At 61.2% G+C, this 23,058-nt stretch carries 14 protein-coding genes and 1 pseudogene; 12 read left to right on the top strand and 3 right to left on the bottom strand.

Features of this window, described 5'->3' with window-relative positions; genetic code table 11:
• The gene (gene argS / locus JH25_RS14750; RefSeq protein ID WP_032878318.1) at positions 1-1,737 is read right to left on the bottom strand and encodes an arginine--tRNA ligase; all 1,737 of its coding nucleotides are present in this window, start codon (positions 1,735-1,737) and stop codon (positions 1-3) included.
• A gap of 209 nt (positions 1,738-1,946) precedes the next feature.
• Positions 1,947-4,166 (bottom strand): primosomal protein N', encoded by a 2,220-nt coding sequence (locus tag JH25_RS14755; protein ID WP_032881136.1) that lies wholly within the window; start codon positions 4,164-4,166, stop codon positions 1,947-1,949.
• 215 nt (positions 4,167-4,381) lie between these two features.
• Between JH25_RS14755 and rpmE the strand changes: the two genes are divergently transcribed.
• The 3 genes from rpmE (at position 4,382) to JH25_RS14770 (ending at position 6,887) form a co-directional block, all read left to right on the top strand.
• Complete coding sequence (gene rpmE / locus JH25_RS14760) at positions 4,382-4,615, top strand: 50S ribosomal protein L31 (RefSeq protein ID WP_005784030.1); 234 nt, start codon at positions 4,382-4,384, stop codon at positions 4,613-4,615.
• Positions 4,616-4,629: 14 nt separating this feature from the next.
• Positions 4,630-5,436, top strand: coding sequence for a thermonuclease family protein (locus JH25_RS14765; RefSeq protein WP_032878316.1), 807 nt, complete (start codon positions 4,630-4,632; stop codon positions 5,434-5,436).
• A gap of 182 nt (positions 5,437-5,618) precedes the next feature.
• Positions 5,619-6,887, top strand: coding sequence for a malic enzyme-like NAD(P)-binding protein (locus JH25_RS14770; RefSeq protein WP_032878314.1), 1,269 nt, complete (start codon positions 5,619-5,621; stop codon positions 6,885-6,887).
• A gap of 207 nt (positions 6,888-7,094) precedes the next feature.
• Here the strand turns inward: JH25_RS14770 and JH25_RS14775 are convergent, their stop codons facing one another.
• The gene (locus JH25_RS14775; RefSeq protein ID WP_371920240.1) at positions 7,095-9,557 is read right to left on the bottom strand and encodes a penicillin-binding protein 1A; all 2,463 of its coding nucleotides are present in this window, start codon (positions 9,555-9,557) and stop codon (positions 7,095-7,097) included.
• Positions 9,558-9,790: 233 nt separating this feature from the next.
• On the opposite strand from JH25_RS14775, the gene pilM reads away from it, so the two are divergent.
• The 9 genes and pseudogenes from pilM to JH25_RS14820 all read left to right on the top strand — a co-directional run bounded on the left by pilM (position 9,791) and on the right by JH25_RS14820 (position 22,944).
• Entirely contained in the window at positions 9,791-10,447 is a 657-nt protein-coding gene (gene pilM, locus JH25_RS14780) for a type IV pilus assembly protein PilM (RefSeq protein ID WP_032881135.1), read from the top strand.
• Positions 10,444-10,998 carry a PilN domain-containing protein gene (locus JH25_RS14785; RefSeq protein ID WP_005784037.1) on the top strand — a complete coding sequence of 185 codons (555 nt, stop codon included), beginning with the start codon at positions 10,444-10,446 and terminating at the stop codon, positions 10,996-10,998. Before pilM ends, JH25_RS14785 begins: the two co-directional genes overlap by 4 nt.
• A complete protein-coding gene (locus tag JH25_RS14790) occupies positions 10,995-11,966 on the top strand; it encodes a pilus assembly protein PilP (protein WP_032878309.1) in 972 nt (323 codons plus the stop codon). The genes JH25_RS14785 and JH25_RS14790 overlap by 4 nt, the downstream gene beginning before the upstream one ends.
• A 138-nt stretch (positions 11,967-12,104) precedes the next feature.
• Positions 12,105-13,361, top strand: a pseudogene (locus JH25_RS14795) (type IV pilus secretin PilQ); the annotation flags it as partial.
• A 4-nt stretch (positions 13,362-13,365) separates the two neighbouring features.
• On the top strand, positions 13,366-13,884 hold the full coding sequence (gene aroK / locus JH25_RS14800) for a shikimate kinase AroK (protein WP_005784043.1): 519 nt from the start codon (positions 13,366-13,368) through the stop codon (positions 13,882-13,884).
• A gap of 125 nt (positions 13,885-14,009) precedes the next feature.
• Complete coding sequence (gene aroB / locus JH25_RS14805) at positions 14,010-15,110, top strand: 3-dehydroquinate synthase (protein ID WP_032878306.1); 1,101 nt, start codon at positions 14,010-14,012, stop codon at positions 15,108-15,110.
• Positions 15,111-15,120: 10 nt separating this feature from the next.
• Complete coding sequence (locus JH25_RS14810) at positions 15,121-16,692, top strand: SPOR domain-containing protein (protein WP_032878305.1); 1,572 nt, start codon at positions 15,121-15,123, stop codon at positions 16,690-16,692.
• A 355-nt stretch (positions 16,693-17,047) separates the two neighbouring features.
• Positions 17,048-21,493, top strand: a complete 4,446-nt coding sequence (gene gltB, locus JH25_RS14815) for a glutamate synthase large subunit (RefSeq protein ID WP_032878304.1) — start codon at positions 17,048-17,050, stop codon at positions 21,491-21,493.
• Between the two features lie 32 nt (positions 21,494-21,525).
• Entirely contained in the window at positions 21,526-22,944 is a 1,419-nt protein-coding gene (locus JH25_RS14820) for an FAD-dependent oxidoreductase (RefSeq protein WP_003187920.1), read from the top strand.
• The last annotated feature ends 114 nt before the right edge of the window (positions 22,945-23,058 follow it).

Genomic DNA, 23,058 nt, shown 5'->3' with positions numbered 1-23,058 from the left:
TTACATACGCTCCAGAGTTTCCAGGCCCAAGAGTTCCAGGCCTTGCTTGAGGGTGCGTCCAGCCAATGCGGCAAGGCGCAGGCGACTTTGTTTCTGGGCTTCGTCGTCGGCGGTCAGGATCGGGCAGTTTTCGTAGAAACTGGAGAACAGGCCGGCCACTTCGTACAAATAGGTGCACAGGATGTGCGGCGTGCCTTTTTCGCCAACGCTGTTGAGCACTTCGCCAAATTGCGCGAGCTTGGCCGCCAGTTCCTGTTCGTGGGCGGCGTCCAGCGCGATCTGGCCTTCGACTTCGCTGAAGTCCTTGCCCAGCTTGCGGAATACGCCGGCCACGCGGGTGTAGGCGTACAGCAGGTACGGCGCGGTGTTGCCTTCGAAGTTGAGCATCAGGTCGAAGTTGAAGCTGTAGTCGCTGGTGCGGTGCTTGGACAGGTCGGCGTATTTCACCGCACCAATGCCCACCACGCGGGCAATATTACGCAGGTCGGCCTCGGCCAGCTCCGGGTTCTTCTCCTTCACCAGGTTGTAGGCACGTTCCTGGGCTTCGGTCAGCAGGTCGATCAGCTTGACGGTGCCGCCGTCACGGGTCTTGAACGGGCGGCCATCGGCGCCGTTCATGGTGCCGAAACCCATGTGTTCCATGTGCATCGGGTGGGTGACGAAGCCGGCACGACGGGCCACTTCGAACACTTGCTGGAAGTGCAGGGCCTGGCGCTGGTCGACGAAGTACAGCGCACGGTCGGCCTTGAGCACACCGCTGCGATAGCGCACAGCAGCCAGGTCGGTGGTGGCGTAGAGATAGCCGCCATCGGCCTTGACGATGATCACCGGCAGCGGCTCGCCGTCGGCGGTCTTGAATTCTTCGAGGAACACGCACTGCGCGCCGTTGCTCTCGACCAGCAGGCCCTTGGCCTTGAGGTCGTTGACCACGTTGATCAGGTCGTCGTTGTAGGCGCTTTCGCCCATCACGTCGGCCATGGTCAGTTTCACGTTGAGCAGTTCGTAGATTTCCTGGCAGTGGGACAGGGAAATCTCACGGAAGCGGTTCCACAGCGCCAGGCATTCCTGGTCGCCGGCTTGCAGTTTGACCACCAGGCCACGGGCGCGGTCGGCAAACTCTTCGGATTCGTCGAAGCGCTTCTTGGCGGCGCGGTAGAAGTTCTCCAGGTCGGCCAGCTCGTTGCTGGTGATCGGGTTTTCCTGCAGGTAGGCCATCAACATACCGAACTGGGTACCCCAGTCGCCGACGTGGTTCTGGCGGATCACGGTGTCGCCGAGGAACTCCAGCACCCGCGCCACACCGTCGCCGATGATGGTGGAGCGCAGGTGACCGACATGCATCTCTTTGGCCAGGTTCGGCGCCGACAGGTCGATGACCACGCGTTGGGTGTCGCCAGCCTTGTGTGCGCCGATTTTGGCATCGGCCAGGGCTGCGTCCAGGCGCGAAGCCAAGGCCTGGGTGTTCTGGAAGAAGTTGATAAAGCCCGGGCCTGCGATTTCAGCCTTGGTGACACTGGCGTCAGCCGGCAGTGCAGCGATGATTTTTTCCGCCAGGTCGCGCGGTTTCATGCCGGCCGGCTTGGACAGCATCATCGCGATGTTGCTGGCGAAGTCGCCGTGGGTCTTGTCGCGGGTGTTCTCCACCTGGATCGCCGGCGACAGGCCTTCAGGCAACACACCTTCGTTGACGAGTTGGGTGAGGGCTTGTTGGATCAGCTGGCGAATGGTGTCTTTCATGGTGTTCTCTTTCGACCGCAAGCGGCGGCGCGCGATGCGCAGGTGGAAAAACTGGGCATTATCCGTGGCGAGGGCGAGCTTGCCAACCGTTCAGACTAGATGGCGGACCTGCGGGCCTCATCGCGGGCAAGCCCGCTCCCACATTTAACGGGGGGGGGGGCACATTTCATAATGTGGGAGCTGGCTTGCCTGCGATGACGTAATTACCCTCAATATAAATCTACCGGGTCTACATCTAACGACCATCGCACCTGCCGGCCGCTGGGCATTTGCTCCAGCTCAAGCATCCAGCTACTTAGCAGTCGATGCAGCGGCGCACGGGAGGTTGCCTGCAAGAGTAGCTGAGCCCGATAACGCCCGGCACGCCGCTCCATGGGCGCAGGCACGGGGCCGAGCAACTCGATACCGCTCAGGCCCAGCTCGCCGAGCAAACGTTCGGCCACGCTGCAGGCTTGATCGAGGAAACCTTCGGCCTGGCCGGGTTTGTGGGCTTCGGCACGCAGCAACGCCAAGTGCGCAAAGGGTGGCAAGCCGGCAGCGCGGCGTTCGCTCAATGCCTGCTCGGCGAAGGCAAAATAGCCTTGTTCCGTCAGTTGAATCAGCAGCGGGTGGTCGGCCAGGTGCGTCTGGATAATCACCTTGCCCGGCTCTTCGGCCCGTCCGGCGCGCCCTGCCACCTGCACGATCAACTGCGCCATGCGTTCGCTGGCGCGGAAATCCCCGGAGAACAACCCGCCGTCGGCATCCAGGATCGACACCAGGGTCACCCGTGGGAAGTGGTGCCCTTTGGCGAGCATCTGCGTGCCGATCAGAATGCACGGTTGACCTTTCTGAATGGTGGCAAACAACTGGTTCATTGCATCTTTGCGCGACGTGCTGTCGCGGTCGACCCGTAGCACCGGGTAATCCGGGAACAGAATGCCCAGGCGCTCTTCGGCGCGCTCGGTGCCGGCCCCGACCGGGCGCAGGTCGACCTTGCCGCACTGCGGGCAATGGCGTGGCACCCGCTCTACATGACCGCAGTGATGGCAACGCAATTCGCCGTGGCGCTGGTGCACGGTCATGCGCGCATCGCAGCGCTCGCACTCGGACATCCAGCCGCAGTCATGGCACAGCAGTGTCGGGGCAAAGCCGCGACGGTTGAGAAACACCAATACTTGCTGGCCCGCGGCGAGGGTCTGGCCGATGGCCTGTTGCATCGGACCGGAAATACCGCTGTCCAGCGGGCGGCTTTTCACGTCCAGGCGCAGGAAGCGCGGTTGTTTGGCGCCGCCGGCGCGCTCGTTCATGCGTAGCAGGCCATAGCGGCCGGTGTAGGCGTTATGCAGGCTTTCCAGGGACGGCGTGGCCGAACCCAGCACAATCGGGATGTCTTCCTGACGTGCGCGTACCAGCGCCAGGTCGCGGGCGTGGTAACGCAGGCCTTCCTGCTGTTTATAGGAGCCGTCGTGCTCCTCGTCGATGATGATCAGCCCGGGGTTTTTCATCGGGGTGAACAGCGCCGAACGGGTGCCAATGATGATGTCTGCCTCGCCGTCCCGCGCTGCCAGCCACGACTCCAGGCGCTCACGGTCATTGACCGCTGAGTGCACCAGGGCGATGCGCGCGTTGAAGCGCTGCTCGAAACGCGCCAGGGTCTGTGGGCCCAGGTTGATCTCCGGGATCAGCACCAGTGCCTGCTTGCCGGCCTGCAGGGTTTCGCGGATCAGTTGCAAATACACTTCGGTCTTGCCGCTGCCGGTGACGCCAGCCAGAAGGAAGGCGTGGAAGCTGTCGAAACCGGCGCGAATCGCCTCATAGGCAGCGCGTTGCTCGGGGTTCAGCGGCAGCTCCGGCTGGGCCAGCCAATGTTCGTGGCGTGGGTCTGGGGCGTGCTTGCGGATTTCCACCTGCACCAGTCCCTTGGCCAGCAGCAGGTCGAGGCTGTCCTTGCTCAGCATCAGCTTGCTCAACAACTGGTGGGCCACGCCATGGGGGTGCTGGGCCAATGTGGCCAGGGCTTCGCGCTGGCGCGGGGCGCGGGCGATGCGCGGGTCGTCGAGGCGCGCGCCGGGCACCATCGACCAGAAACGCTCCTGGCGCGCTTCGGCCAGTTCGCCCTGGCGCAGCAGTACCGGCAGCGCCCAGCTCAAGGTATCGCCCAAGCTGTGCTGGTAATACTGCGCAGTCCACAGACACAGCTTGAACAGTGCCGGCGGCAGTGGCGGTGTGGCGTCGAGGATGGCCAGGGCCGGCTTGAGCTTTTCCGCCGGGACCTCGCTGTGGTCCGCGACCTCCACCAGAATGCCGATCATTTCCCTGCGCCCAAACGGCACACGCACGCGCATCCCCGGCTGCAACTGCGTCCGCAGCACTCCAGCCGGGGCCCGGTAATCGAACAGGCGGCGCAGGGGGGAGGGCAGGGCTAGGCGCAAAATGGCGTCGGGCACGCGGGGCATCTCATATAAAGGCAGGCAGTGGTGCAGGGGCGCGAGCCTAGCAGAGCGGGGAGGGCTTGGGTATGCCATGGTTTTCTGATGAAAGGAGGTTTTTGGTCAGTAGCGCCGCTTGCGCGTTTAAAAAGGTCTGGTAGAATCCGCGGCCTAATTACGTGCGGTATTCGACAATAGTGTCGAGTGGCGGCACGCTAGCCCGAGGAAGTGCCATGAAAGCCGATATCCATCCAGCGTACGAAACCATCGAAGTTACCTGCAGCTGCGGCAACAAGTTCGAAACTCGTTCGAACCTGTGCAAGCCACTGGGTACTGACGTATGCAACGAGTGCCACCCGTTCTACACCGGTAAGCAGAAAACTCTGGACACCGGCGGCCGTGTACAGCGCTTCGCAGATCGCTTTGGTGCTTTCGGCAAGAAGCCTGCTGCTACTCCAGCAGAGTAAGGCTCAAAAGCCTTATGGGCTTTTGCCAGCTGTTGAAAAAGGCGTCCCTTGTGGGCGCCTTTTTTGTGCCCGGGATTTGGCTGGCAACCGCCCAGGCCGCGGTATTCTGCCCGGCACCCGCTTCCGTGGCGCGAGTAGAAGTGCAGCGCGTGGTGGACGGCGACACCGTACGCCTCAAGGATGGCCGCAGCGTGCGGATGATCGGCCTCAATGCGCCGGAAACCGGCAAGAAGGGTCGTACTGACGAGCCGTTTGCCGTCGCCGCCCGCCAGCGTCTACAAGCGTTGGTGCAGGCCAGTGATGGGCGTGTCGGTTTGGTGCCTGGCCGCGAGGGCAAGGATCATTACGGCCGCACCCTGGCCCACCTCTATGGCGCCAATGGCGAGAACCTGGAAGCGCAATTGCTCGCCGAGGGCTTGGGCTTCCAGGTGGGGGTGGCGCCGAATGTAGACCTCGCCACCTGCCAGCAGGCGGCGGAAAACAGCGCCCGCCAGGCGCGCCTGGGGCTGTGGCGCCAATCGCCGGTGCAAACGGTGGCACAACTCAAGCGCTCCGGGTTTGCGCTGGTAACTGGCCGGGTCAGCAAGATCGAGCGCAATCGCGGTGGCATCTGGATTGAAATCCAGGGTTCACTGGTATTACGTATTGCCCCCGAACTGATCAGTCAGTTCGATCCGGCCATGCTCAATGGTCTGCAAGGTCGCACTATTGAAGCGCGCGGCTGGGTGCAGGATCGCTCCCGCCGTGGTGGTTTGAAAAGAGGTCAATCACGCTGGCTCCTGCCAATAACCGATCCCGGCGTGCTGAAATCGACGCTTTGAATAAAAAATTGTAGACATTTTTTATTCCGATTGTGAACAGTTGAGCCCTTGTATCCCGTGGCTCTTGGCCAAAAGTCGTAGCCCAGGGCCCTTGACACCTGTGACTGCCCAGTCTTGTAGGGACTTTGCGACACGCGTATCCTCGGCGGTCCGTCGACCAACAGTAAAAGCGGAATGCCGATATGTCTGATTTGAAAACTGCCGCTCTCGAATACCATGCCCATCCTCGTCCAGGAAAGCTGAGTGTAGAGCTCACCAAAGCCACTGCCACTGCTCGCGACCTGTCGCTGGCCTACAGCCCTGGTGTTGCCGAGCCCGTACGTGAAATCGCCCGTGACCCAGAACTGGCGTACAAGTACACCGGCAAGGGCAACCTGGTTGCAGTGATTTCCGATGGCACCGCGATCCTTGGCCTGGGTAACCTCGGCCCATTGGCTTCCAAGCCAGTCATGGAAGGTAAAGGCGTGCTGTTCAAGCGCTTTGCCGGCATCGACGTTTTCGACATCGAAGTCGATTCCGAGAGCCCGCAGGCTTTCATCGACACGGTCAAGCGCATTTCCATCACCTTCGGTGGCATCAACCTGGAAGACATCAAGGCACCTGAGTGCTTCGAGATCGAAAAGGCCCTGATCGAACAGTGCGACATCCCGGTATTCCACGATGACCAGCACGGCACCGCGATCGTTACCGCGGCCGGCATGATCAACGCCCTGGAAATCGCCGGCAAAACCCTGGGTGAGGCGAAGATCGTCTGCCTGGGCGCCGGTGCTGCGGCCATTTCCTGCATGAAGCTGATCATCAGCATGGGCGCCAAGCTGGAAAACATCTACATGGTCGACAGCAAGGGCGTGATCCAGTCCGAGCGTACCGACCTGAACCAGTACAAGGCGATGTTCGCCCACCCGTCCTCCAAGCGCACCCTGGCTGATGCCCTCGCCGGTGCCGACGTGTTTGTCGGCCTGTCCGGCCCGAACCTGCTGAGCGCCGAAGGCCTGAAATCCATGGCGCCGAACCCGATCGTGTTCGCCTGCTCCAACCCGGATCCGGAAATCTCGCCTGAGCTGGCTCACGCCACCCGTAGCGACGTGATCATGGCTACCGGACGTTCCGACTACCCGAACCAGGTCAACAACGTACTGGGCTTCCCGTTCATCTTCCGTGGTGCCCTGGACGTTCGCGCCAAGCGCATCAACGAAGAAATGAAAGTAGCGGCTGCCAACGCTCTGCGTGAACTGGCCAAGCTGCCGGTGCCTCAGGATGTGTGCGACGCCTACGGTGGTGCCAAGCTGGAATTCGGTCGTGAGTACATCATTCCAAAACCAATGGATAAGCGCCTGATCACCCTGATCTCCGATGCCGTGGCCAAGGCCGCGATCGAGACCGGTGTAGCAACCCTGCCGTATCCAAAGAACTACCCGCTGCAAAGCGTGGATGATGTGTTCAACGGCTAAGCCGTTGTAGCGCACCAACAAAAAGCCCCGGCTCGAATGAGTCGGGGCTTTTTTTATGGCAATTCTCCTGAAGCCTATAGAGGTCAAATGTGGGAGGGGGCTTGCTCCCGATGGCGGTGTATCAGTCGCCATATTCATTGACTGACAGTCCGCCATCGGGAGCAAGCCCCCTCCCACATTTGGATCTATGTTGCGTCTTGGATCGGGTCAGAACAAATCGATCGGCGCGCCTTCATCCGCCGGCAGCGGGCTGCCCGGTGCCACGCCATTGCCCAGCTCGTTGACCGACGGCGGCGTGTCCTCGCTCTTGAACAGCTCGAAGTAAGCATTCGGCGTACTCGGCGACGCCGCACGTCCACTCACCGGGTCGATGCGCAGGCTCAGGATGCCTTCCGGTTCAGGCTGGGTGTGCAGCGGCTTGTCCTTGAGCGCGGCGCCCATGTAGCTCATCCAGATCGGCAGTGCGACGGTGCCGCCAAACTCACGGCGGCCCAGGCTTTCCGGCTGGTCGTAGCCAGTCCATACCGTGGTCACGTAGTCGCCGTTGTAGCCGGAGAACCAGGCATCCTTGGACTCGTTGGTGGTACCGGTTTTACCCGCGATATCCGCACGGCCCAGGGCCAGTGCGCGGCGGCCGGTGCCCTTCTTGATCACGTCCTGCAGGATGCTGTTGAGGATATAGGTGGTGCGGCCATCCACGATGCGCTCGGCAACCGCTGGCGCTTGCGGCTCGGTCGTTGCGGGAGCGTTTGCGGCCGGCGCTGTGCCTGGCGTGGGCTCGATGGTAATGCCGCCGTTACCCGGTGCTGCGAGACCATCGGTTGCCGCCACACCATTGACCACATCACCGGGCACCCGTGGTGGGTTGGCGGTGAACAGGGTGTCGCCATTGCGGCTTTCGATCTTGTCGATCAGGTACGGCGCAATCTTGTAGCCGCCGTTGGCAAAGGTGCTCCAGCCAGTGGCGATTTCCATCGGCGTAAGGGTTGCGGTACCCAGCGCCAGGGACAGGTTGGGCGGCAAGTCCGACTTGGCGAAGCCGAAGCGCGTCATGTAGTCGATGGTCTTGCCTACGCCCATGGCCTGCAGCAGGCGGATCGATACCAGGTTGCGAGACTTGTACAACGCCTCGCGAATGCGGATCGGGCCGAGGAAGGTGTTGGTGTCGTTCTTCGGCCGCCAGACCTTGTCCAGGTATTCATCGACAAACACGATCGGTGCGTCGTTGACCAGGCTGGCGGCGGTGTAGCCGTTGTCCAGTGCGGCGCTGTAGACGAATGGCTTGAAACTTGAACCCGGCTGGCGCTTGGCCTGTATCGCACGGTTGTAGTTGCTCTGCTCAAAGGCGAAACCGCCGACCAGTGCGCGGATTGCGCCGTTCTGCGGATCGAGGGATACCAGGGCGCCTTGGGCGACCGGCACCTGGCTGAACTTGAGGCTGTCATCCTTCTGGCGTTGCACGCGGATCAAATCACCCACCTTGGCCACGTCGGACGGCTGCTTGGGCATCGGCCCCATGCTGTTGGTGTTCAGGAACGGGCGCGCCCATTTCATGCTGTCCCACGCCACGTGGGCTTCACCGGCGCGGGTCAGCACTTGAATGCCGTCTTTGGTCACCTCGGTGACGATGGCCGGCTCCAGGCCGCTGATCGAGCGCTGTTTGCCCAGTTCGGTGGTCCAGGCACTCAGGGTCTTGCCCGGCAGGCGCGACTCGGGGCCGCGGTAGCCGTGACGTTGATCATAGGTGATCAAGCCTTCGTGTACGGAGTGGTTGGCGATTTCCTGCAAGTTGCTCGGAACCGTCGTGGTCACGCGAAAGCCTTCGGTGTAGGCATCGCTGCCATAACGGCCAACCATTTCGGCGCGGGCCATTTCGGCGATGTACGGTGCATTCACTTCCGGCGTCGGCACGTGATAGCTGGCGTTCAGCGGCTCGGCCACGGCGCTTTCATAAGCGGCCTGGTCGATCTTGCCCAGCTTGTACATGCGCCCCAGGATCCAGTCGCGACGTTCTTTACTGCGCGCCGGGTTGGCCAGCGGGTTGAAGCGCGACGGCGCCTTGGGCAGGCCGGCGATCATGGCCATCTGCGCCAGGCTGGCGTCACGAATCGATTTGCCATAGTAGACCTGGGAGGCGGCCTCAATGCCGTAGGCGCGGTTGCCCAGGTAGATCTTGTTGACGTACAGCTCGAGGATTTCGTCCTTGGTCAGTTGGCGTTCAATCTGTAGCGCCAGCAGGATCTCGGTGGCTTTACGCGAAAAGCTGCGCTCGCTGGTGAGGAAGAAGTTCTTCGCCACCTGCATGGTGATGGTGCTGCCGCCGGATTGAATGTGTCCGCTCTTTACCAACTGCGTGGCCGCACGTACCAGGCTGCTGGGGTCGACGCCGTAGTGGTTGGCAAAATTGTCGTCTTCTGCCGACAGCAATGCACTGATGAAATTGGGTGGAATGTCGGCGAAACGGATCGGTGTGCGGCGCATTTCGCCGAACTCCGCGATCAGTTTTTCGTCGCTGCTGTAGACCCGCAAAGGAATCTGCAACTGGATACTTCTGAGGGCCTCTACGGAGGGCAAACCCGGACTAAGGTAGAGGTAGGCCCCGCTGAGTACGAGCAGCAGCCCGCAGACGATCGCGACAATGGAGTACCCGAAAAACTTCAGCAGACGAATCAAGGCTTTTGGATTTCCAGAGAAAAGAATGAGTTACGCGTCGGGGATGCATGGCAAACGATGGATCGACCCGGGCAGCAGATAAAAAAGCGGGAAAAAACGCTGGGCATTAAAGCATTTTTCAGCTTGGGGCGTCATTCGCGTGCCTCGAACAAGCCGACCGAATGCAGGGTGCCTGGCAGCAATCAAGCGAGATGACAGCCGGTATGACAGGGAAAGTTTTGGGGAGTTTTATGGGAAAGGGATTTTTCAGGCGAAAAGCCGACATCGTCTTGGGTGTCGACATCAATGACAGCGGTATCAAGCTGATCGAGCTGAGCCGTTCATCGGGTGGTTTCAGTGTCCAGGGCTATGCCACCCAGGCGCTGCCCGCCCATGCGGTCGTCGATGGCGCCTTGCTGGACGTCGAGGGCGTGGGGCGAGCCTTGCAACAAGCGTTATCCTGCCTGCGAACTTCGGCTCGACACGCCGCTGTGGCAGTGGCGGGCCCTTCGGTGATCACGCGGTTGATCGAGATGGATGCGGGCCTGCGCGACGAAGAAATGGCCTGGAAGATCCAGATGGAAGCCGACCAGTTCATTCCTTATCCATTGGATGAGGTGGCGATCGACTTTCAGGTCCAGGGCCCATCGGCCCAAGGGCCGCAGTGGGTTGAAGTCATGTTGGCGGCCTGTCTGCGCGAGCAGGTCCAGGCGCGAGTGGCGGTTTTAGCCCGGGCGGGGCTGGTGCCGCGGGTGGTCGATGTCGAAGGGTTTGCATTGGAGCGCGCTTGCCGTCAGGATTTTGCCAGCTTCACGCCGGGTCATCGAGTCGATGGTGCACAATGGGCCGTGGATGCCCAAGGGATGGGAGTGGCTTGCGGGTTGGCCCTGAGGAGTTTCGCTGGATGACACGAATCAATCTTTTGCCTTGGCGTCAGGCGCTGGCAGAGCGCAAGCGCAGGTATTTCATGGTGCTATTGCTGGCATTTGCCTGCCTGGCGCTGGCGGCCGTGTGGCTGGCTGACCAGGTGATCGACCAGGCGATAGATCGGCAAGTGAGCCGCAATAGCCGCTTGGGTGAGGAGGTGGCTACCCAGGATTCGCGGATCAGGACCATCGACGACCTGCAGGAACGAAGCCAGCAACTGGCCGAACGCATGAAGGTGGTGCAGGACCTGCACGATGCCCGCTCTTCCGGCGCTCGATTGTTCGAGCAATTGGCTCGTGCAATGCCTGAAGGTGTCCATCTGCATGAGGTGGTCGCAAACGGTGACACCATCAGCATTCGCGGCACGGCTGAAAGCAACCAGGACATTGCCCGGTTGATGCAGCAGCTCAAGCAGTCATCCCAGGGCTCCAGTTCGACTCGTCTGCAGCGCGTGCAGGCTGATGGAGCGCGCGGCGAAAGTGAGTTTCAACTGATGGTGCGCCAGGGGGAATCCAGCGAGGCGCAACCATGAGCCTGCCCAGGCTCGATTTTCCCACGCTCTTCTACAACGCTGCTAAATGGCCCTTGCCTGGCAAGGTCCTGCTTGGCTGTGGGCTGGCCGGTCTGGTGCTGCTGATAGGAGAGGCTGCGTACCTGAGCCCGTCACGTGAGCGATTGCATGGGTTTGAGGCGCGGGAGCAAACGCTACAGCAGCAGTTGGCGGAAAAAGCTGAACTGGCCTCCAGCCTTGAGGCGCGCACCGATCAGTTCAGGGCAATGGAGGGCAAGGTCACAGGTCTTCTACGTCAATTGCCCGGCCAGTCAGAGGTGCCGGCCTTGCTTGAAGACATCGCCCGATTGGCGGTTGCCAATGGAGTGTGGGTCGAGGGCATCACGGTGTTGGATGAAGAGCCTCGTCAGCTCTATATCGAGCAACCCATGCAAATCGGCGTCACCGGGGGCTACCACGACTTGGCAGCATTCGTCGGCGCCCTGGGTGGGTTACCGCGCGTCGTCACCGTGCAGGATGTTGCACTGGGGCATGACGGCGCCTTGCTGCGTCTGAACATGCTGGCAAAGACCTATCGGCGTACCACGCAAATCGCCAAGGCCCGCGAAGCGTTCGACCCGGCCCAGCCATTGGTCTACACCCCATCGTTTGTGCGCGACCCGTTTCAGCCGCCCGGTTTGCAAGTAACTCGCGTGCCGGGGCGACCGGCCCTTGCGCCGGATCTCGCTCGGCCACGGGGGCTGCTGGAAGGCATGAACATCGATCAGTTCAAAATGGTCGGCACGCTGTCCTTGGGGGCGCAGGCTTTTGCCCTGCTGCGTGCCGGATCCAGGGTGCACCGGCTGACGATTGGTGATTACCTGGGGCCGGATCATGGCCAGGTCACGGCCATTCAAGAGGGGTCTATCCACTTGGTCGAACGGTTTCCCGATGAACAGGGCGGCTGGCTCGAACGCCCGCGAACCCTTGTGTTGAACGTCAACTCATAACGGAATCAAACAATGAAAAGGACTTTCTCGTCCTTCGGTGTGGCGCTATGGATAGCGTTCACGGCACCGATGGCTGCTGCTGTGCCCAATCGCCTGGACCTGATCCACCTGCCGCCGCCCGACAGTGCAGCGTCGGTCAGCTATACAGGCACCCGGCTGAACCTGAATTTCCAGGACATCGACCTGCGGGCGGTCTTGCAGCAAATCGCCGATGTCGCCGGGCTCAACCTGGTGACCAGTGATGAAGTGCAGGGCTCAATTACCCTGCGGCTCAAGGATGTGCCTTGGGATCAGGCGCTGGATCTGGTGCTGCAAACCAAAGGTCTGGATAAGCGCGTGAAAGCCGGTGTGTTGCTGGTGGCACCTGCGGATGAGTTGGCCGCTCGCGAACTGCTGGCGCTGGAGTCGCGCAAGCAGATGGCGGAACTGGCACCGCTGCGTCGGGAGCTGCTGCAGGTCAACTATGCCAAGGCGGCGGACCTGGCCAAGCTGTTTCAGTCGGTCACAGGTTTTGAAGGCGCCACGGATGAGCGCGGCTCGGTGGCGGTGGATGATCGCACCAACAACATCATCGCCTACCAGACCGGCGAACGGCTCGAAGAGCTGCGGCGTATCGTGGCGCAACTGGATATTCCCGTCCGCCAAGTGATGATCGAGGCGCGAATTGTCGAGGCCAATGTCGACTACGACAAAAGCCTGGGCGTGCGCTGGGGTGGGCGGCTCAGTCATGGCAGGGGAAGTGTCGGAGGTATTTCCAAGCCCGTGGCAGACGGCGCCGAACCGCCGCAAAACCCGCCCAGCTCCCCGTTTGTCGACTTGGGTTCGCTGACCGGCACCTCGGGTCTGGGCGTGGCCTACATCACCGACAATCTACTGCTGGACCTTGAGCTGACAGCCATGGAGAAAACCGGCAACGGCGAAATCGTCTCGCAGCCCAAGGTGGTCACGTCCGACAAGGAGACGGCACGCATCCTCAAGGGCACCGAAATTCCCTATCAAGAGTCCACCTCCCAGGGCGCTACCTCGGTGTCGTTCAAGGAGGCTTCGCTTTCGCTGGAGGTCACGCCGCAAATTACCCCCGACGACCACGTGATCATGGCGGTCAAGGTCACCAAGGATGAGCCCGATTACTTGAACAGGCTCAATGATGTACCTCCGATCAAGAAAAACGAGGTCAACGCCAAGGTGCTGGTCAGGGATGGCGAGACCATCGTCATCGGTGGGGTTTTCTCCAATACCCAAAGCAAAGTGGTAGATAAAGTGCCATTTTTTGGCGATGTGCCGTATCTTGGCCGCCTTTTCCGGCGCGATGTGCTGGCGGAGAAAAAATCCGAGCTGCTGGTATTCCTGACTCCGCGTATCATGAATAACCAGGCGATTGCTGTGAGTCGTTGATTCTGTGCGAAATTTGATTCTTGTAGGGCCGATGGGGGCTGGAAAGAGCACCATCGGCCGTTTGCTGGCCAAAGAGCTGCGCCTGCCGTTCAAAGATTCCGACAAGGAAATTGAATTGCGCACGGGTGCCAATATCCCATGGATCTTCGATAAAGAAGGCGAGCTGGGCTTTCGTGACCGCGAGCAGGCGATGATTGCCGAGCTGTGTGGCTGCGATGGCGTGGTATTGGCGACCGGCGGTGGCGCCGTCATGCGCGACGAAAACCGTCGAGCGCTGTATGCCGGTGGTCGGGTAGTGTATTTGCATGCCTCGGTCGAGCAGCAGGTGGGCCGCACCGCCCGCGATCGCAATCGCCCGTTGCTGCGCACCGCCAACCCGGAAAAAACCCTGCGGGACCTGCTGGCGCTGCGCGATCCGCTGTATCGGGAAATCGCCGATCTGGTGGTGGAAACCGATGAGCGACCCCCTCGGATGGTGGTGCTCGATATTCTGGAGCGCCTGCAGCGGTTGCCACCCCGTTAAAGCCTGGCCCGAAATGCGCTATTCTCGGCGGCGCGCCATAACCTTGTGAGGTGTGGCGTAGAGCCATCAGGTGATGTCGGATTGCGACATTGCCGGTCGTCAATACATCTTCAACGCGGGGAAACATGCAGACACTTAAGGTCGATCTAGGCGAGCGCAGCTACCCGATCCACATTGGCGAAGGTCTGTTGGACCAGCCCGAACTGCTCGCGCCGCATATTGCCGGTCGGCAGGTGGCGATCATCTCCAACGAAACGGTTGCGCCCCTGTATCTTGAGCGTTTGAGCCGCAGCCTTGCGGCGTATTCGGTGATTTCCGTGGTGTTGCCCGACGGCGAAGCCCACAAGAACTGGGAAACCCTGCAACTGATCTTTGATGGCCTGCTGACTGCGCGCCATGACCGTCGAACCACCGTGGTTGCCCTGGGCGGCGGTGTGATCGGCGACATGGCCGGTTTTGCTGCAGCCTGCTACCAGCGTGGCGTGGACTTTATCCAGGTGCCGACCACCCTGTTGTCCCAGGTCGATTCTTCGGTGGGCGGCAAAACCGGTATCAATCACCCGCTGGGCAAGAACATGGTCGGTGCGTTCTACCAGCCACAGGCCGTGCTGATCGACACCGCTACCCTCAACACACTGCCACCGCGTGAGTTGTCGGCGGGCCTGGCGGAAGTCATCAAGTACGGGCTGATCTGTGACGAGCCCTTCCTGAGCTGGCTTGAAGAACATGTAGATGCCTTGCGCGCACTCGACCAGGTGGCCTTGACCGAAGCGATTTCCCGCTCCTGCGCCGCCAAGGCGCTGGTGGTCAATGCCGACGAACGGGAGTCCGGCGTGCGCGCTACCCTGAACCTGGGCCACACCTTCGGCCATGCGATCGAAACGCACATGGGCTATGGTGTGTGGCTGCATGGGGAAGCCGTAGCGGCTGGCACGGTGATGGCGTTGGAGATGTCGCAACGCCTGGGCTGGATCACCGCCCAGGAGCGTGATCGCGGTATCCGCCTGTTCCAGCGCGCCGGCTTACCGGTCATCCCTCCCACAGAGATGACCGAGGCAGATTTTCTCGAACATATGGCAATAGACAAGAAAGTGATCGACGGTCGACTGCGACTGGTACTGCTGCGCCACATGGGCGAGGCGGTGGTGACCGACGATTATCCGAAAGAGATTTTACAGGCCACGCTGGGAGCGGATTACCGCGCCCTGGCCCAGCTTAAAGGTTAATAAGATCCCGATGACTAGTTTGCATGCCGACGAGGCGTTCCTCGGCCATTATCACTTGAGCCATGACCCTTTTGCTCCACGGGTGCCTGGTTTCAAATTCTTCCCTGCGCAGCGTAAGCCGGTATTGGGGCAACTGCATCATCTGGCGCGCTACAGCCAGTTGCTGCTGGTGGTCACGGGACCGTTGGGCAGTGGCAAGACCTTGCTGCGCCAGGCGCTGGTCGCCAGCACCAACAAACAATCGGTGCAGAGCGTGGTGGTATCGGCCCGTGGCGCCGGTGACGCAGCGGGTGTACTGCGCCAGGTTGCGCAGGCCCTGGACGTATCCAACGCCGAGCCGAACGCGATTCTCAAACAGGTGGTGCAACTGGGCCTGACCGGCCAGGAAGTCTACCTGCTGGTCGACGACGCCGAGCAGCTTGACGAATCCGCGCTGGAAGCGCTGTTGGCGCTGGCCGCGGGCACGCCGGAAGGCCGCCCGCATGTGTTCCTGTTTGGCGAGTCGTCGTTGATCGCCGATCTGGAGCAGATCAGCGGTGAGCAAGAGCTGTTCCACGTCATCGAATTGCAGCCGTACGAAGAGGAAGAAACCCGCGAATACCTGGCTCAGCGCCTCGAGGGTGCAGGGGCCGGTATCGAACTTTTCTCCGCTGCGCAGATCTCTGATATTCACGAAAGCTCCGATGGATGGCCTGGAAACATCAACCAGGTTGCCCGCGATGCAATGATCGAAGCCATGATTGCCAGCCGCTCTGCGGTCAAGCGTCCAAAGATGGGGTTCACTATGCCTAAGAAGCACGTATTGGCTATTTCCGCCGTTGTCGTGGTCGCTGTAGCCGCCGCCTGGTTGATCCCGGGTCGCAATAAGGCATCGACAACAACCGGCGCGCCAACTGAGCAGGCGCAGTTGCCACTGGGCAAGCCCACGCCAAATGTCGAATTCGCCAACTCCGGCCAACCAACCAATCTGCCTATGGTCGGCCAGCCTGTGATGCGCGGCCCGCTGGCTGAAGAAGCCGGTGGCATCTCCGAAGGCGACGACGGCGTGCCGGTGGAAGGCTCCAGCGCCACGCCGCCGACCGTGACCACCACCGCGCCACCAGCGGGCGTACCGGCCGGCACGCCAGCAACCCCAGTAGCGCCTGCCGCACCGGTTGCGCCAGTTGCCAAGCCGACCCCGGCGCCGACAGTAGCGACAGCCAAGCCCGCAGCACCAGTTGCCAAGCCGGCACCGGCCCCCGCGACTAAGCCTGCTGAAAAACCTGCCGCTACCGTGGCCAAGGCCGGCGCCGCTGGCAGCAGCTGGTACAGCAGCCAGCCTACCGGCAATTTCGTGGTGCAGATCCTCGGCACCAGCTCTGAGGCCAACGCCCAGGCGTTCGTCAAGGAGCAGGGCGGCCAGTACCGTTATTTCAAGAAAGTGCTCAACGGCAAGCCTCTCTACGTGATCACCTACGGCAGCTTCCCAAGCCGCGCCGCAGCCGATTCTGCCATCAAGGCCTTGCCAGCGAAGGTTCAGGCTGGTAAACCTTGGCCTCGCACTGTTGCCAGCGTTCAACAAGAACTGGCAGCAACTCGCTGAAGATCCGGCGGCCTTACCCAGGCCGCCCTCCCGGCACCTCAAAAAACAATCGCAAGGCGTGCAGTCCCCCGCAAGGACCGCGCGCTTTGTGGTGTCTGCGCCACAGTAGCTTTTGAGTCGTAGCGGTCAGAATTAAAAAAGTTTTGACTAGCACAGCATATCGCTTTAAACCTTTCATAAATGCGACATAGATTTGCGACATTTCGTCGCTAAATTTGTGAGCGTCTGTGTCGGTGTGTACAATGACCTCCCTTTTGCCCCCGCTAAGCCGGCGTACGTTCGGCGTGGAAGGTAACCGGTTGAATTGAAAAGAAATTTGCCTCGATATAAGAGGCAGCCTGGTGAGAAAGTGTCTATGAAAGCAGGTCTGTACCAACCCGATGAATTCAAGGATAACTGCGGTTTCGGCCTGATAGCCCACATGCAGGGCGAGCCCAGTCATACCCTTTTGCAAACGGCCATCGAGGCCCTGACCTGCATGACCCACCGCGGTGGGATCAACGCCGACGGCAAGACCGGTGACGGTTGCGGCTTGCTGATTCAAAAGCCCGACCAGTTCCTGCGCGCTGTCGCCAAAGAGCATTTTGCGGCCGACCTGCCCAAGCAGTACGCCGTGGGCATGGTGTTTTTCAACCAGGACCCGGTAAAAGCCGAAGCCGCTCGCGAGAACATGAACCGCGAGATCGTTGCTGCCGGCCTGCAACTGGTCGGCTGGCGCAAAGTGCCAATCGACACCAGCGTGCTCGGCCGCCTGGCCCTGGAGCGCCTGCCGCAGATCGAACAAGTGTTCATCGCGGGTGACGGCCTGAGTGACCAGGACATGGCGATCAAGCTGTTCACGTCCCGTCGTCGTTCGTCGGTGCTCAACGCCGCCGACACTGACCATTACATCTGCAGCTTTTCCCACAAGACCATCATTTATAAAGGCCTGATGATGCCGGCGGATCTCACCGCCTTTTATCCAGACCTGAGCGACGAGCGCCTGCAAACCGCGATCTGCGTGTTCCACCAGCGCTTCTCCACCAACACCCTGCCGAAATGGCCGCTGGCCCAGCCATTCCGCTTCCTCGCCCACAACGGCGAGATCAATACCATCACCGGCAACCGCAACTGGGCCGTGGCCCGTCGCACCAAGTTCGCCAACGATTTGATGGACCTCGAAGAGCTCGGCCCGCTGGTCAACCGCGTGGGTTCCGACTCCTCCAGCATGGACAACATGCTTGAGCTGATGGTCACCGGTGGCATCGACCTGTTCCGTGGCGTGCGCATGATCATTCCGCCTGCGTGGCAGAACGTCGAGACCATGGACCCGGACCTGCGGGCGTTCTACGAATACAACTCGATGCACATGGAACCGTGGGACGGCCCGGCCGGCGTGGTCATGACCGACGGCCGCTACGCGGTGTGCCTGCTCGACCGTAACGGCTTGCGCCCGGCGCGCTGGGTCACCACCACCAACGGCTTTATCACCCTGGCGTCGGAAATCGGCGTGTGGGACTACAAGCCTGAAGACGTGATCGCCAAAGGCCGTGTCGGTCCTGGCCAGATCCTGGCCGTGGACACCGAAACCGGACAGATCCTCGACACCGACGCCATCGACAACCGTCTGAAGTCGCGTCACCCGTACAAGCAATGGCTGCGCAAAAACGCCCTGCGCATCCAGGCGACCATGGAAGACAATGACCACGGTTCGGCTTTCTACGACATCGACCAGCTCAAGCAATACATGAAGATGTATCAGGTCACGTTCGAAGAACGTGATCAGGTGCTGCGCCCGCTCGGCGAGCAAGGCTACGAAGCCGTAGGCTCCATGGGCGACGATACGCCGATGGCTGTGCTGTCCCAGCGTGTGCGCACGCCGTACGACTACTTCCGCCAGCAGTTCGCCCAGGTGACCAACCCACCGATCGACCCGCTGCGCGAAGCCATCGTGATGTCCCTGGAAGTGTGCCTCGGTGCCGAGCGCAATATCTTCCAGGAATCGCCTGAGCACGCCTCCCGTGTGATCCTCAGCTCGCCGGTCGTTTCCCCGGCCAAGTGGCGCTCGCTGATGACCCTGGAGCGTCCAGGCTTCGACCGCCAGATCATCGACCTGAACTACGACGAGAGCCTCGGCCTTGAAGCCGCTGTGCGCAACGTCGCCGACCAGGCTGAAGAAGCTGTGCGCGCCGGCCGCACTCAGATCGTACTGACCGACCGCCATATCGCGCCGGGCAAGTTGCCGATCCACGCGTCCCTGGCGACCGGCGCGGTGCACCACCGCCTGACCGAAAAAGGCCTGCGCTGCGACTCCAACATTCTGGTGGAAACCGCCACTGCCCGTGACCCGCACCACTTCGCGGTGCTGATCGGCTTCGGCGCCTCGGCGGTGTACCCGTTCCTGGCGTATGAAGTACTCGGCGACCTGATCCGTACCGGTGAAGTGTTGGGCGACCTCTACGAGGTGTTCAAGAACTACCGCAAGGGCATCACCAAGGGCCTGCTGAAGATCCTGTCGAAGATGGGCATCTCCACCGTCACCTCCTACCGCGGTGCGCAATTGTTCGAAGCCATCGGCCTGTCCGAAGAAGTCTGCGAGCTGAGCTTCCGTGGCGTGCCGAGCCGTATCAAGGGCGCACGTTTCGTCGATATCGAAGCCGAGCAGAAAGCCCTGGCAGCCGAAGCCTGGAGCGCGCGCAAGCCGATCCAGCAAGGCGGCCTGCTCAAGTTCGTGCACGGTGGCGAATACCACGCCTACAACCCGGACGTGGTCAGTACCCTGCAAGCCGCCGTGCAGCAGGGCGACTACGCCAAGTTCAAGGAATACACGAGCCTGGTGGATAACCGCCCGGTGTCGATGATCCGCGATCTGTTCAAGGTGAAGACCCTGGACACGCCGATGGATATCGCCGAAGTCGAGCCACTGGAATCGATCCTCAAGCGCTTCGACTCCGCCGGTATTTCCCTGGGCGCCTTGTCGCCTGAGGCTCACGAAGCCCTGGCCGAAGCCATGAACCGCCTGGGTGCGCGTTCCAACTCCGGCGAAGGCGGCGAAGACCCGGCGCGTTATGGCACGCTCAAAAGCTCGAAAATCAAGCAGGTGGCAACCGGCCGTTTCGGTGTGACCCCGGAGTACCTGGTCAACGCCGAAGTGCTGCAGATCAAGGTTGCCCAAGGCGCCAAGCCGGGTGAGGGCGGGCAATTGCCAGGCGGCAAGGTCAACGGCCTGATCGCCAAGCTGCGTTATGCAGTGCCGGGCGTGACCCTGATCTCGCCGCCGCCGCACCACGACATCTACTCGATTGAAGATTTGTCGCAGCTGATTTTCGACCTCAAACAAGTCAACCCGCAGGCCCTGGTCTCGGTAAAACTGGTCGCAGAAGCCGGCGTCGGCACCATCGCCGCTGGCGTCGCCAAGGCCTATGCCGACCTGATCACCATCTCCGGCTACGACGGCGGCACCGGTGCTTCGCCGCTGACCTCGATCAAGTACGCCGGTGCGCCGTGGGAGCTCGGCCTGGCCGAAACCCACCAGACCCTGCGCGGCAACGACCTGCGCGGCAAGGTGCGGGTACAGACCGACGGTGGCCTGAAAACCGGCCTCGACGTGATCAAGGCTGCGATCCTTGGCGCCGAGAGTTTCGGCTTCGGCACCGCGCCCATGATCGCGCTGGGCTGCAAATACCTGCGTATCTGCCACCTGAACAACTGCGCTACTGGTGTGGCGACTCAGAACGAAAAACTGCGCAAGGACCACTACATCGGCACCGTCGACATGGTGGTGAATTTCTTCACCTACGTCGCCGAAGAAACCCGTGAGTGGCTGGCCAAGCTGGGCGTGCGTTCGCTGGAAGAGCTGATTGGTCGCACCGACCTGTTGGACATCCTCGAAGGCCAGACCGCCAAGCAACAGCATTTGGACCTGACACCGCTGTTGGGCAGCGATCACATCCCCGCAGACAAGCCACAATTCTGCCAAGTGGACCGCAACCCGCCGTTCGACAAAGGCCTGCTGGCCGAGAAAATGGTCGAAATGGCCGGCTCCTCGATCAGCGATGCCAGCGGTGGCGAATTCGCCCTGGATATCTGCAACTGCGACCGTTCCATCGGTGCTCGCATCTCCGGTGAAATCGCGCGCAAGCACGGCAACCAGGGCATGGCGAAAGCGCCGATCACCTTCCGCTTCAAGGGCACTGCGGGCCAGAGTTTCGGTGTGTGGAACGCCGGTGGCCTGCACATGTATCTGGAAGGCGATGCCAACGACTACGTGGGCAAAGGCATGACCGGCGGCAAGCTGGTTATCGTCCCGCCAGCCGGTAGCGTGTACAAGACCCAGGACAGTGCCATCATCGGCAACACCTGCTTGTACGGCGCCACGGGTGGCAAGCTGTTTGCCGCGGGTACTGCCGGTGAGCGCTTCGCCGTGCGTAACTCCGGTGCCCACACCGTGGTGGAAGGCACTGGCGATCACTGCTGCGAGTACATGACCGGGGGCTTTGTCGCGGTACTGGGCAAGACCGGTTACAACTTCGGTTCGGGCATGACCGGCGGTTTCGCCTACGTGCTCGACCAGGACAACACCTTCGTCGACAAGGTCAACCACGAGTTGGTCGAGATCCAGCGGATCAGCGGTGAAGCCATGGAATCCTACCGGAACCACTTGCAGCACGTGCTGGACGAGTATGTCGAGGAGACCGGCAGTGAATGGGGTCGCAACCTCGCCGAAAACCTCGATGATTACCTGCGTCGTTTCTGGCTGGTCAAGCCCAAGGCTGCCAACCTGAAATCGTTGCTTTCCAGCATCCGTGCCAACCCGCAGTGATATGCGCCTGAACAGTTTGATGAGGTTTTAACATGGCTGAACGTCTGAATAACGACTTCCAGTTCATCGATGTCGGGCGCAAAGATCCGAAGAAGAAACTGTTGCGTCAACGCAAGAAAGAGTTCGTGGAAATCTACGAACCCTTCAAGCCCCAGCACTCGGCCGATCAGGCCCACCGCTGCCTGGGGTGCGGTAACCCGTATTGCGAATGGAAGTGCCCGGTGCACAACTTCATTCCCAACTGGCTCAAACTGGTGGCCGAGGGCAACATTCTCGCCGCCGCCGAGCTGTCGCACCAGACCAACACCCTGCCGGAAGTCTGCGGCCGGGTGTGCCCGCAAGACCGTCTATGTGAAGGTGCCTGCACCCTCAACGATGGCTTCGGCGCGGTGACCATCGGTTCGGTGGAGAAGTACATCACCGACACCGCGTTCGCCATGGGCTGGCGCCCGGACATGTCCAAGGTCAAGCCGACTGGCAAGCGCGTCGCGATTATCGGCGCGGGCCCGGCGGGCCTGGGGTGTGCCGACGTGCTGGTGCGTGGTGGCGTGACCCCGGTGGTGTTCGACAAGAACCCGGAGATCGGTGGCCTGCTGACCTTCGGTATTCCCGAGTTCAAGCTGGAAAAAACCGTACTGAGTCACCGTCGTGAAGTGTTCACCGGCATGGGTATCGAGTTCCGCCTCAATACCGAGATCGGCAAAGACATCACCATGGAGCAACTGCTCGCCGAATACGATGCGGTGTTCATGGGCATGGGCACCTACACCTATATGAAGGGCGGCTTTGCCGGTGAGGACTTGCCGGGCGTGTATGACGCGCTCGACTTCCTGATCGCCAACGTCAACCGCAACCTGGGCTTTGAAAAGTCGCCGGAAGATTTCGTCGACATGAAAGGCAAGAAGGTCGTGGTGCTGGGCGGTGGCGACACCGCGATGGACTGCAACCGTACCTCGATCCGCCAGGGCGCCAAGTCGGTCACCTGTGCGTATCGTCGCGACGAAGCCAACATGCCCGGCTCGCGCAAAGAGGTGAAGAACGCCAAGGAAGAAGGCGTGAAATTCCTCTACAACCGCCAGCCGATTGCGATCGTCGGTGAAGACCGCGTCGAAGGCGTGAAGGTGGTCGAGACCCGTCTCGGCGAACCGGATGCCCGAGGCCGTCGCAGCCCCGAGCCGATCCCGGGTTCCGAAGAAATCATCCCGGCTGACGCCGTGGTCATCGCTTTCGGTTTCCGTCCAAGCCCGGCGCCCTGGTTCGAGCAGTTCGAAATCCAGACCGACAGCCAGGGCCGCGTGGTAGCCCCGGAACAAGGCCAGTACAAGCACCAGACCAGCAACCCGAAAATCTTCGCCGGTGGCGATATGGTGCGCGGCTCTGACCTGGTAGTGACGGCGATCTTCGAAGGCCGCAATGCCGCCGAAGGGATCCTGGACTACCTGCAGGTCTGATCAAATTTCAGTCTGAAATGCGATCAAATGTGGGAGCTGGCTTGCCTGCGATGCAGGCAACTCGGTCTGTCAGCCAGACCCAGTTGATGCTATCGCAGGCAAGCCAGCTCCCAC

It is taken from the genome of Pseudomonas sp. BRG-100, from assembly GCF_000737955.1.
Lineage (GTDB): Bacteria > Pseudomonadota > Gammaproteobacteria > Pseudomonadales > Pseudomonadaceae > Aquipseudomonas > Aquipseudomonas synxantha_A.
This window is presented reverse-complemented; position numbering and strand designations above follow the sequence as displayed.